At 73.8% G+C, this 11300-nt stretch carries 10 protein-coding genes; 7 read left to right on the forward strand and 3 right to left on the reverse strand.

Annotated features, from left to right (window positions below):
- Positions 1–290: 290 nt before the first annotated feature.
- From ACZ7C5_RS05955 to ACZ7C5_RS05975, 5 genes are all read left to right on the forward strand, one after another.
- Entirely contained in the window at positions 291–1982 is a 1692-nt protein-coding gene (locus tag ACZ7C5_RS05955) for an NRAMP family divalent metal transporter (RefSeq protein ID WP_470322078.1), read from the forward strand.
- A 61-nt stretch (positions 1983–2043) separates the two neighbouring features.
- On the forward strand, positions 2044–2334 hold the full coding sequence (locus ACZ7C5_RS05960; RefSeq protein WP_401085171.1) for a hypothetical protein: 291 nt from the start codon (positions 2044–2046) through the stop codon (positions 2332–2334).
- A gap of 61 nt (positions 2335–2395) precedes the next feature.
- Complete coding sequence (locus ACZ7C5_RS05965; protein WP_401085174.1) at positions 2396–2680, forward strand: hypothetical protein; 285 nt, start codon at positions 2396–2398, stop codon at positions 2678–2680.
- A gap of 98 nt (positions 2681–2778) precedes the next feature.
- Entirely contained in the window at positions 2779–4584 is a 1806-nt protein-coding gene (locus ACZ7C5_RS05970; RefSeq protein ID WP_401085177.1) for an ABC transporter permease, read from the forward strand.
- A 14-nt stretch (positions 4585–4598) separates the two neighbouring features.
- Entirely contained in the window at positions 4599–5978 is a 1380-nt protein-coding gene (locus tag ACZ7C5_RS05975; RefSeq protein WP_470322079.1) for an ABC transporter ATP-binding protein, read from the forward strand.
- Between the two features lie 4 nt (positions 5979–5982).
- Here ACZ7C5_RS05975 and ACZ7C5_RS05980 read toward each other — a convergent pair whose 3' ends face one another.
- On the reverse strand, positions 5983–6393 hold the full coding sequence (locus tag ACZ7C5_RS05980; protein ID WP_401085183.1) for an ArsR/SmtB family transcription factor: 411 nt from the start codon (positions 6391–6393) through the stop codon (positions 5983–5985).
- Positions 6394–6561: 168 nt separating this feature from the next.
- Here ACZ7C5_RS05980 and ACZ7C5_RS05985 point away from each other — a divergent pair, with 168 nt between their 5' ends.
- Complete coding sequence (locus tag ACZ7C5_RS05985) at positions 6562–7269, forward strand: TetR/AcrR family transcriptional regulator (protein WP_470322080.1); 708 nt, start codon at positions 6562–6564, stop codon at positions 7267–7269.
- A 103-nt stretch (positions 7270–7372) separates the two neighbouring features.
- Here ACZ7C5_RS05985 and ACZ7C5_RS05990 read toward each other — a convergent pair whose 3' ends face one another.
- Both ACZ7C5_RS05990 and ACZ7C5_RS05995 read right to left on the reverse strand, forming a co-directional pair.
- Positions 7373–9010, reverse strand: coding sequence for an amidohydrolase (locus tag ACZ7C5_RS05990; RefSeq protein WP_470322081.1), 1638 nt, complete (start codon positions 9008–9010; stop codon positions 7373–7375).
- 51 nt (positions 9011–9061) lie between these two features.
- A complete protein-coding gene (locus tag ACZ7C5_RS05995; protein ID WP_470322101.1) occupies positions 9062–10483 on the reverse strand; it encodes an APC family permease in 1422 nt (473 codons plus the stop codon).
- 339 nt (positions 10484–10822) lie between these two features.
- Between ACZ7C5_RS05995 and ACZ7C5_RS06000 the strand changes: the two genes are divergently transcribed.
- Complete coding sequence (locus tag ACZ7C5_RS06000; protein WP_470322082.1) at positions 10823–11299, forward strand: very short patch repair endonuclease; 477 nt, start codon at positions 10823–10825, stop codon at positions 11297–11299.
- Position 11300: the final 1 nt, after the last annotated feature.

An 11300-nucleotide genomic window follows, 5' to 3' on the forward strand; every position in this document is an offset into this window, starting at 1 on the left:
CGGCCGGGAGGAGGCGAGAGACATGGATTGCAGTAGTCCGGGCCACAGTCGCCCCTACCCCCGCCTGTCCTCGTGCACCTCCGGCATGCGGTAACACCTTTCCCTGCACGATGTCCTGACGATTCGTCAGCTAAGACGCCACGTCGTTCCGCACGCGACTCCGCCATGCCCGCACGCCTTCGTCCGGGCCGCTCCGCCGCGCGCCGACGCGCCGTGCCCGCCCGCAGGGATCGCTGCCGCCTGCCTCCGACCCGCCCCGGGCCGCCCGTCCGGGCTCCAGGAGGAAACCCATGACCACTCAGACCGCCCCCGCCACCGCCACCACCACCACCCACGACTCCATCGACTCCCTCGACTCCACGGCGCCCGAGCCGCGTTCGGCCGTCCTCGACGACGCGCACGTCGGCGACATCAGGGGCGCGCTCGGCACCATCCGGCTCGACGACACCACACCCCGCCACGGCCTGTCGGCGCGGCTGAAGACCCTGCTCGCGGTCGTCGGACCCGGCCTGATCGTGATGGTCGGCGACAACGACGCCGGCGCCTTCTCCACCTACGGACAGGCCGGGCAGAACTACGGCACCCGGCTGCTGTGGACGCTGCTGATGCTCGTCCCGGTGCTCTACGTCAACCAGGAGATGGTGCTGCGCCTCGGCGCTGTCACCGGTGTCGGCCACGCCCGGCTGATCCTGGAGCGCTTCGGGAAGTTCTGGGGCGCGTTCAGCGTGATCGACCTGTTCCTGCTGAACGCTCTGACGCTGGTCACCGAGTTCATCGGGGTGACCCTCGCGGCCGGGTACCTGGGGCTGCCGAAGGCGGCCTCGGTGGTCCTGGCCGCCGGGATCATCATCGCCTCGGCGTTCACCGGCTCCTTCCGGCGCTTCGAACGGGTCGCCGTCACCCTGTGCCTGGGCTCGCTGCTGCTGGTGCCGGTCTACTTCCTGGTCCACCCGAAGACCTCTCAGCTGGCGCACGACTTCGTGGTGCCCAGCATGCCCGGCGGCGCGGGCGAGCTGGCGGCCGTGATGCTGGTGATCATCTCCATCGTCGGCACCACCGTGGCGCCCTGGCAGCTGTTCTTCCAGCAGTCCTACGTCATCGACAAGCGGATCACCCCCCGCTTCATGACGTACGAGAAGGCCGACCTCTGGATCGGCATCGTGATCGTGATCGTCGGCGCCGCCGCCATGATGGGCTTCACCGCCGCCGCCTTCGCGGGCACCGACGGCGCCGGCCAGTTCTCCGACGCGGCCGCCGTCGCCCGGGGCATCGAGGACAAGGCCGGCCGCCTGGCGGGTGTGCTGTTCGCCATCGCGCTGCTGGACGCCTCGATCATCGGCGCCTTCGCGGTCTCCCTGTCCACCGCGTACGCGATCGGCGACGTCTTCGGCATCAGGCACTCGCTGCACCGCGGGGTGAAGGGCGCCAAGGGCTTCTACGGGATCTACGCGGGCCTGGTCGTCGCGGCGGCGGCGATCACCCTGCTCTCCACCGACCGCGCCCAGGGCCTGATGACCCAGTTCGTCCAGGTGCTGGCGGGGGTTCTGCTGCCCTCCGCGACCGTCTTCCTGCTGCTGCTCTGCAACGACAGGGCCGTGCTCGGCCCCTGGGTGAACGGTCCCAGGACCAACGCCTTCACCTCAGCGGTGGTCGGCGTCCTGGTGACGCTCTCGCTGATCCTCACCGCCGCCGTGGTCTGGCCGGACATCAGCTCCGGGGCGATCCTGTGGATCATGGCCTGCTGCGGCGTCGCCGGGGTGCTCGTCGCCGGGTACTCCTTCACCTCCGGACGCCGCGGCACCAAGGAGGACCCCATCGACCGCACCGGCCGGGAGAACTGGCGGATGCCCCCGCTGGAGACCCTCGACAAGCCGGTGATGTCCACCGCCCGCAAGATCGGCATGGGCGCGCTGCGCGCCTACCTGCTGCTCGCGATGGCCATGGTCGTCGTCAAGATCGTCCAGACCGCGCTGGACCGCTGAGCCGTCCGGCCCGCCGCGTGCTCCCCCTCTGCCCGCCGTCCCGTCACGGAGGTGACCTGCCATGACCATCGTCGCCGTCTTCCGGCCCACCCGTCCGTCCACCGACCGGGGCCGACCGCGCTCCGCCCTCTCCACCCTCTTCACCGTCGGCCGACGGCTGGCGGCGAGCCCCCTGGAGACCCCCGTCCTCCAGGCCCTCCCGGCCCTCGCCGCGGACCAGGAGGACGGGGGCGCCGGCCCGGCGGGCACCGGCATCGGCACCGGCACCGGCGGGCTGCGGGCCCGCTGGCGGGCCGTCACCGCGCCGGACGGAACCACCCGGCTGGAAGCCCGCTGGCACCCCGACCGCTGAACGGCCCGCCCCGTCCGGGCTCCCGCCGCCACCCGACCAGACCCCGAAGGAGGACCCCTCGATGACCCGAACCGTCCTGTTCCCCCGGACCGGCCGAGGGACCGCGCTGTGCGGCGTCCTGCTGCTGATCACCACCGAGGGCCTCGCCGTCGGCCTCGCGCCCCACCCGCTGCGGCTGTTCCTGTCCGGCGCCTTCCTCGGCGCCTCGGTCGCCGGGCTGCTGCTCGCCCTGCTGCTGGCCGGCACCCGGCGGCGGACCGGCACTGCCACACCGGCCCCGCCGGTCACGGCGGTCACGGCGGTCACGGCGGACCGGAGGCAGCGCCGGGCCGGGCCGGCCCGGTAGCCCCCGGGCGGGACGCGGTGCCGGACGGGACGCGGACGGGTTTGCGTACGGACGTACCGAGGGAGCAGACTGCCCGGGTTTGCGCCGGAGGTACCGCCATGACCCTGCCGAAGCCCGCCCCGGGCCGGGCCCGGAGCCAGTTGCCGGGCCAGTCCCGGAGCCCGTTGCCGGGCCGGTCCCGGGGATCGCTGCCCGCGCGGGCGGCGAGCCGCCTCGGCGGGCGGGTCTGGGTCGACCTGGTCGTCGCGGCCGCCGTCCTGGTCCTGCTCTACCTCGTGCTGCGGCTCGGCCAGGGCGGTTCCGTCCGGTTCTCCACCGCCCGGGACGCCGCCGTCGACACCGACCCGGCCCGGCTGCCGTACGACGCGGCGCGCTCGCTGCTGCGGATGTTCGCCGCGCTCGCCGTCTCGGTCGTCTTCACCTTCTGCTACGCCTACGCCGCCGCCCGCAGCCGCCGGCTGGAGCGGGTGCTGATCCCTGCCCTGGACATCCTCCAGTCGGTGCCGGTGCTCGCCTTCCTGAGCGTCGCGGTCTCCGGCTTCCTCGCGCTCTTCCCCGGCTCGGTGCTCGGCCTCGAATGCGCCGCCGTGTTCGCCATCTTCACCTCCCAGGCCTGGAACATGACCTTCGCCTTCTACCAGGCGCTGGTCTCGTTGCCGACCGAACTCGACGAGCTGTCCCGCTCGTTCGGGTTCAGCCGGTGGACACGGTTCTGGAGGGTCGAGCTGCCCTCGGGCATGATCGGCCTGGTCTGGAACGGCATGCTCGGCTTCGGCGGCGGCTGGTTCTTCCTGGTCGCCTCCGAGGCGATCACCGTGGACGGCCGGCGGTACGCGCTGCCCGGGGTCGGCTCGTACGCCGGTGCGGCCATCGCCGCCGGGGACCTCGGCCGGGTCGGCTGGGCGATCGCCACCATGATGGTGCTGGTGATCGGCGTCAACTTCCTGTTCTGGCGGCCGCTCACCGCCTGGGCCGAGCGGTTCAAGAACGAGCAGTCCGAGGCCGCCGAGGTGCAGCGTTCGGTCGTGCTGGACCTGCTGCGCCGCTCCCGGCTGCCCGCCGCGCTCGGCGGGGCGCTGCGCCCCGCCGGACGGGCGCTGAACCGGGCCGGGCGGGTGTTCGGCACCGCCGGCCGCCCGACGGCCGGCCGCCCCGGCCGGCGCCGGGCCGGGGACCTGGCCTTCGCCCTCGTCCTGGGCGGCGTCGTGCTGTGGGGCGTCGTCGACCTCGGCCGCTACCTCGCCGGCCGCACCGGCCTCGGCGTCTTCGGCGAGCCGCTGCTGCTCGGGCTCGCCACCCTCGCCCGGGTGGTCGTGCTGGTCGCGGTGGCCACCGTGGTCTGGGTGCCGATCGGCGTGAAGATCGGCTTCTCGCCCCGGCTGACCAGGATCGCCCAGCCCGTCGTCCAGGTGCTGGCCGGCTTCCCGGCCAACTTCCTCTTCCCCCTGGTGGTCTGGCTGCTGCTGCGCACCGGGGTGTCGATCGACCTCGGCGGCATCCTGCTGATGGCCCTCGGCTCCCAGTGGTACATCCTGTTCAACGCGATCGCCGGCGCCATGGCCGTGCCCGCCGACCTGCGCGAGGCGATGGACGACCTCGGCGTGCGCGGCCGGCAGCGCTGGCGGCGGCTGATCATCCCCGCGATCTTCCCGGCGTACGTCACCGGCGGCATCACCGCCTCCGGCGGCGCCTGGAACGCCTCCATCGTCGCCGAGGTGGTCACCTTCGGCTCCACCACCCTGACCGCGACCGGCCTCGGCGCGTACATCGCCAGGGCCGCCGAACACGGCGACCACCCGCGCCTGCTCGCCGGGGTCGCGGTGATGAGCCTGTACGTCGTCATCCTCAACCGTCTGCTCTGGCGCCGGCTGTACCGGCTGGCCGAGCGCCGATACTCGCTGTAGTCCGGAGTCCGCCGATGCGCTTCCCGTTCCGCCGCCGCGCCGCCGCGCCCGTTCCCGTGCCCGTTCCCGTGCCCGTTCCCGTGCTCCAGGGCGAGGAGGAGGTGCTGCTGGAGGCCGTCGGCCTGACCAAGGCCTACGCCGGGGCGGCCGGCGAACTGCCGGTGCTCTCCGGCATCGACCTCACCGTGCGGGCCGGCGAGATCGTCGCCGTGCTCGGGCGCTCGGGCTCCGGCAAGTCCACCCTGCTGCGCTGCCTGGCCGGCCTGATCCCGCCCAGCTCCGGCACCGTCCGCTACCGCGGCACCCCGCTCACCGGCGCCAACCCCGGTACCGCGCTGGTCTTCCAGACCTTCGCGCTGCTGCCCTGGCTGACCGTCCGGCAGAACGTCGAGCTCGGTCTGGAGGCCCGCGGGGTGCCGCCCGGGGAACGCGCCCTGGCCGCCGCCCAGGCCATCGACCTGATCGGCCTGACCGGCTTCGCGTCCGCCTACCCCAAGGAGCTCTCCGGCGGGATGCGCCAACGGGTCGGCTTCGCCCGGGCACTGGTCGTGGAACCGGACGTGCTGATGATGGACGAGCCGTTCTCCGCCCTCGACGTGCTCACCGCCGAGAACCTGCGCGGCGAGCTGATGGAGCTGTGGGACTCCGGCCAGTTCCCCACCCGGGCCGTCGTCCTGGTCACCCACACCATCGAGGAGGCCGTGCTGATGGCCGACCGCATCGTGGTGCTCGGCGCCCGCCCGTACGGGACCATCCGGGAGACCGTCGAGGTCGCCCTGGAGCGGCCTCGGGACCGCGACTCGGCGGCCTTCGACGAACTGGTGGACCGGGTGTACCGGATCATGACCGGCCGGCCCATGGACCCCCGGCCGCCCGGCCGCGCCGGCTCCGATCCCGATCGGCGCACCGTCGCCGGCACCCCGCTGCCCCCCGCGAGCGTCGACGGCCTCTCCGGTCTCGCCGAGACGGTCGCCCACCGGGGCGGGAGCTGCGACCTGGCCGGGCTCGCCGACGAACTCGGCCTGGACATCGACGACCTGCTCCCCCAGGTCGACGCCCTCGACCTGCTCGGCCTCGCCGAGGTCCACGGCGACGACCTGCTGCTCACCGGGACCGGCGCCGCCTACGCCGGGGCCGACGCCCAGGACTCCCGCGCGGTGTTCGCGGCCGCGGCCCTGGAGGTCCCGCTGGTCAAGCTGATCGCCAACAGCCTCGGCGACCGGCCCGGCGCCACCGTCCGCACCGGCTTCCTGCGCGACCTCCTCGGCCGGCACTACACCGTCGAACAGACCGACCGGCAGCTGGAGACCGCGACCGACTGGGGCCGCTACGCGGGGCTCTTCGCGTACGACGCCGACCGGCAGGAGTACCGGCTGGAACCCCCGGCCCGCTGACCGGTCAGCCGGTCGCCGGGCGGTGGCGCACCGCGCGGGCGGTACGGGCGAAGGGCTGCGGGGCGGTCGCGCCGGCCGGGGCGGCACCGTCGCCGCCCCCGCCGTGACGGTCGGGCAGGTCCTGGGCGATCAGCGCGGCCTCGGTGAGCAGCCCGCGTACCTCGGTGGCCCGGTAGAAGATCCGCGTCCCCTCCCGCCGCGCCACCACCAGCCCGGCCGCCCGCAGTTTCGCCAGGTGCTGGGAGGTCGCCGCCACGTGCGCCCCCAGCAGCTCGGCCAGCTCGCTCACCGGCAGTTCCCGGGCGCTCAGCGCCCACAGCAGCCGGTAGCGCGACGGGTCCGCCACCGCCTTCAGCACCGCCACCGCCCGCTCCGCCGCGTCGGCGTCCCAGGCCTCGTCCCGCGTACCACCCATGAAGGGATCGTACCGAGGTGTGCCCGCGCGCCCGGAGCCGGGAATGCCCGGCCAGGGCGCCGGGGTGCTTCCACGCCGGCCGGGGCCGGGGCCGGGCCCCGGCCGAGGACCGGGCAGCGGGCGCCCGCCCTCTGGCCTACGTCAACGATGTCGGCATAGCCTCTCGGCATGAGCGATCGCGTAGTCCCCGAACCGCAGCGACGTCGGCGCCGCCCCACCAAGCAGGGCGTCGTCCTGTCCGCCGAGCTGATTGTCGCCACCGCGATCCGGCTGGTCGGCCGGCACGGCGCCGAGGCGCTCACGGTGCGGCGGCTCGGCGCCGCGCTCGGCGCCGACCCGAGCGCGGTCTACCGCTACTTCCACAGCACCGACGACCTGCTGCTCGCCGTCGCCGACGAGCTCATCGGCCGCGCCCAGCACGGCTGGCAGCCCACCGGCGACTGGCGCGCCGACCTGCGCGCCATCGGCCTGCGCATCCACGCCAGCTACCAGGCCCACCCGCAGGCCGCCATCCTCGCCGCCCACCGCACCACCGGCCGCGCCCACGAGATCGCCGCCGTCGAGACGATCCTCGGCATCCTGCGCACCGCCGGCTTCCCCGACCCGGAGGCCGTCCTGATCTACCACGCCTTCGTCGACCAGAGCCTCGGCTTCGCCGCCCTGGACGCCGCCGCCCTCGCCCTCCCGGACACCGCCAGGAACGCCGACCACCAGGTCTGGCAGGCCTCCTACGCCCGCCTCGACGCCGTCGGCCACCCCAACATCGCGGCTACCGCCCACCTGCTCACCGCCGACATGAACCGCAGCGGGTACCCGTGCGCCCTCGACCTGCTGCTGGAGTCCGCCGAGGCGCGGCTGCTGGCGGCGCGGGGCTGAAGGCCCCCGTGGCAAGGCCGGTGGTGGTGAGCCCCCGTGCGCTCACCACCGCCGGCCGGTCCGTCTCGCCTCGTCTCGTCTCGTCTCGCCCCGTCTCGCGGGCTCAGTCCGCCGCGTGCACCAGCCGCCCGCCGACGTAGGTGCGCTCCACCCTGGCGTGCGCGATCTCCTCCGGCGGGCCGGTGAGGATGTCCCGGTCGAGCACCACCAGGTCCGCGAGCCGCCCGGCCACCAGCACCCCGGCGTCGTCGTGCCCGTTCAGGTACGCGCTGCCGGCCGTGTACGCGGCGATGGCCGAGCCCAGGTCGAGCCGCTGCTCGGGCAGGAAGACCCGCCCGTCGGTGGCCTCCGGCTCCATCCGGTTGACCGCCACGTGCAGGCCCGCCAGCGGGTCCGGGCTGCTCACCGGCCAGTCGCTGCCCGCCGCCAGGGTGGCGCCGGCCCGCTGGAGGGCGCCGAACGGGTACTGCCAGGCGGCCCGCTCCGGCCCGAGGAAGGGGATGGTCAGCTCGTCCATCTGCGGCTCGTGCGCGGCCCAGAGCGGCTGGATGTTGGCGACGGCGCCCAGCTGGGCGAAGCGCGGCAGGTCGTCCGGGTGGACCACCTGGAGGTGGGCGAGGTGGTGCCGGGTGCCGCGGCGGCCGTTGGTGGTGCGGGCGGCCTCGACGGCGTCCAGCGCCTCGCGCACCGCCCGGTCGCCGAGCGCGTGGAAGTGCACCTGGAAGTCGAGCGCGTCCAGTTCGGTGACGTACCCGAGCAGCGCCGCCGGATCGACGAAGCTGAGGCCGGAGTTGGCCGTGGCGCAGCCGCAGCCGTCCAGGTACGGGCTGGTCATCGCGGCGGTGAAGTTCTCCGCGATGCCGTCCTGCATGATCTTCACCGAGCCGGCCCGGAACCTCCCGTGGCTCAACTCGTGGCGCCGCCGGACGAGTTCGGGGATCTGTTCGGCGCCGCGGTCCCGGTCCCACCAGAGCGCCCCGGCGACCCGGGCGGTCAGCGCGCCGGAGCGGGCCGCGGCCAGGTAGGCGTCGGACGGGTCCGGCTGGCCGTTGAACTCGCCGAGCAGCGCGTCCTGCCAGCCGGTGATGCCGAGCGAGTGCAGCAGCCGCTGGGCGCGCAGCAGTCCGTCCAGCCGGTCGGCGGCGGTCGCGGGCGGCAGCAGCCGGGCGACCAGGCCGGTGGCGCCCTCCTGGAGCGTGCCGCTCGGGGTGCCGTCGGCCTCGCGCTCGATCCGCCCGTCGGCCGGGTCGGGGGTGCCGGCGGTGACGCCGGCGAGTTCCAGCGCCCTGGTGTTGGCCCAGGCGCCGTGGTGGTCCCGGTTGGTCAGGTAGACCGGCCGGTCGGGGACGACGGAGTCGAGCAGTTGCCGGGTCGGCAGCCCGCCCTCGAAGCTCTCCATCGACCACCCGCTGCCGGTGATCCACTCCTGTTCCGGGTTGGCCTCGGCGTACTCCCGGACGCGCGCCAGGTAGTCGGCGACGCCGACCGTCCCGGTGAGGTCGCAGGACGCCAACTCGGCCCCGCCGAACACCGCGTGGATGTGGGCGTCCTGGAAGCCGGGCAGCAGCAGCTTGCCGGTGAGGTCGACGACCTCCGTCCCCGGCCCGATCAGCTTCCGGACCTCGTCGTGCCCGACGGCGGCGATCCGCTCGCCGACCACGGCCAGGGCGCTCGCCCGGGTGCGGGCGGCGTCGCCGGTGTGGACGGGTCCGCGGGTGAAGACCAGATCGGCCTCGGTCATGGGTGGTGCTCCGTTCTCGTGTGCTGGTGCCTGGCGTGCGTCGTACGGGGCTTAACCCGCGCGATCCCCCAGGAAGTACGGCGAGCGCCGTCGCCAGCGGGCCCAGGCCGCCGCCGGGAGTCCGCTGACGATCATCAGGATCACCACGGACAGCTCGAACCAGCCGTTGTCGGCGGCGAGTTCGAAGTGGTCCGTGGAGTCGTAGAAGGTCCAGGCCAGGTAGCCGCCGACGGCGAGCAGCGCCGCCGCGCCCAGCAGCGGCCCGACCACCGCGCGCAGCCCCTCCAGTGGGTCGGTGCGCAGCAGCCCGCGGAACCGGACGGCGGCCGCGACGGCGGTCAGCGCGTAGTAGAGCGCGACGATGATGCCGATCGCGTTGACCGCGGCCGAGATCAGGTCGTTGACGGTCGGGATGGCGACCGAGACCAGCGCCAGGGCGACGGCGACGGCGGTGACCAGCAGGGTGCCGGCGGCGGGCGTGGCGTGCCTGGGGTGCAGCCTGGTCCAGACCGGGCCGAGCACCCGATCGCGCCCCATCGCGTACATCCCGCGCGCGGTGGGGATCACCGAGGACTGCAGCGAGGCCACCGCGGAGAACATCAGCGCGATCAACGGCAGTGCCGCCAGCGGCTGTTGGGCCAGCTTGGAGCCGAAGTAGGCCAGCCCGTGGGCGCCGTTGTCGGCCAGCTCGTCCATCGGCAGCACCCGCTGGAACGCGGTACCGGCGAGCAGGAACAGCAGCAGCATCACCACCAGGGCGACCATGCCGCCCCGGGAGGCGTCCCGCGGGTCGCGCACCTCCTCACCGACGCTGAACACCGACTCGAAGCCCCAGTAGCAGAACACCGCCAGCACCATGCCCTGCGCGACCGCGTCGAAGGAGGGGATGTCGAAGGGGTTGAACCACTGGAGCGAGAACGGCTGGTCGCCGGCGAACAGCCCGTACCCGCAGAAGCCGAGCAGCACCGCGTACTCGAACACCAGCAGCGCCTTCTGCAACCGGGCCGCCAGGTCCAGCCCGCGCACCGCGACCAGTGCGGCGCCCATCAGCACCACCAGGCCGAGCAGGGTGCACTGGACGGTGGAGTCGGCGTCGAGCCGCAGCCCGGCGACGCTGCGCAGGTGTGCCTGGTCGAGCAGCTGGATGATCGAGGAGCCGGTGACGGTGGTGGTGTACGCCATGAAGACCACCGTCCCCACGGTGTTCACCCAGCCGGTCAGGAACCCCAGCCAGGGGCTGAGCGTGCGCCCGACCCACCGGTAGCTGCTGCCCGCGTCGGGCTCCACGGCGTTCAGCCGGCCGTACCCGCCCGCGATGGCGAGCACCGGCAGGAAGGCCAGCAGCATGATCGCCGGGAGGTGCAGGCCGACCACCCCGGCCATCAGGCCGAGGCCGATCCCGATGCTGCTGGTGGCGGCCGTGCTGGAGGCGGCGATCACCGCTCCGTCCAGCAGGCCGAGCGACTGGCGCATCGCGACGTGGGAGCCACCCGCGTCCGTTCCCGGGCCGCCGCCCGTGTCCTTCACCGTCGATGCCAACGGATCACCGCCTTGGTCGTGGTGTGCGCGTGTGGGGTGCGCGTGTGTGGGGGAACTCCCGCGCCGGTCGGAGGGGGTGACCGGGGCGGAAGTGCGTGCCATGAAACCGGCGGCGCCGCCACACGTCAATGCCGTTGTCATAAGCCCGGCAGCCGCCGCGTCCCCCTCCGGCTCCCCCCACCCCACCGCCGGCCCCACCGGGGGCCGGCGGTACCGGCGTTCCCGCCCGGCTCCACTCGACGCGATGTCGGCGCCGGGAGCCAGAATGGGATCATGCCCTCTCTGGAGACCACTCCGAAGATCCGCGCCCGGATGAGCAAGCAGCGCAGCCACGACACGGGTATCGAGGTCACGCTTCGCAGGACCCTGCATGCCGCCGGACTCCGCTACCGCGTGCACCGCAAGCCGCTCAAGGGCGTACGCCGGGAGGCCGATGTCCTCTTCGGCCCCGCCCGCGTCGCGGTCTTCGTCGACGGCTGCTTCTGGCACGGCTGCCCCGAGCACGCGACGTGGCCGAAGAACAACGCCGAGTTCTGGCGGGAGAAGATCGAGAAGAACCGTACGAGGGATGTCGACACGGACGCCCGCCTCGCCGAGGCCGGCTGGCTGTCGGTCCGCGTCTGGGAACACGAGAGCACCCCCGAAGCCGCGGAGCGGATCATCGCGCTGGTGCACGAGCGACGGGCGGGCGGCGGGCGGAAGACGGCACCGGAAGTGACCGAGTACGTCGCACCGCCCGTCGCCGGCTAGA

It is taken from the genome of Kitasatospora sp. NPDC036993, assembly GCF_055607525.1.

Coding starts and splice junctions, on each gene's coding strand:
- ACZ7C5_RS05965 (WP_401085174.1), top strand. CDS start 2,396: ATGACCCGAACCGTCCTGTTCCCCCGGACCGGCCGAGGGACCGCGCTG.
- ACZ7C5_RS05970 (WP_401085177.1), top strand. CDS start 2,779: ATGACCCTGCCGAAGCCCGCCCCGGGCCGGGCCCGGAGCCAGTTGCCG.
- ACZ7C5_RS05960 (WP_401085171.1), top strand. CDS start 2,044: ATGACCATCGTCGCCGTCTTCCGGCCCACCCGTCCGTCCACCGACCGG.
- ACZ7C5_RS06000 (WP_470322082.1), top strand. CDS start 10,823: ATGCCCTCTCTGGAGACCACTCCGAAGATCCGCGCCCGGATGAGCAAG.
- ACZ7C5_RS05980 (WP_401085183.1), bottom strand. CDS start 6,393: ATGGGTGGTACGCGGGACGAGGCCTGGGACGCCGACGCGGCGGAGCGG.
- ACZ7C5_RS05975 (WP_470322079.1), top strand. CDS start 4,599: ATGCGCTTCCCGTTCCGCCGCCGCGCCGCCGCGCCCGTTCCCGTGCCC.
- ACZ7C5_RS05995 (WP_470322101.1), bottom strand. CDS start 10,483: ATGCGCCAGTCGCTCGGCCTGCTGGACGGAGCGGTGATCGCCGCCTCC.
- ACZ7C5_RS05990 (WP_470322081.1), bottom strand. CDS start 9,010: ATGACCGAGGCCGATCTGGTCTTCACCCGCGGACCCGTCCACACCGGC.
- ACZ7C5_RS05985 (WP_470322080.1), top strand. CDS start 6,562: ATGAGCGATCGCGTAGTCCCCGAACCGCAGCGACGTCGGCGCCGCCCC.
- ACZ7C5_RS05955 (WP_470322078.1), top strand. CDS start 291: ATGACCACTCAGACCGCCCCCGCCACCGCCACCACCACCACCCACGAC.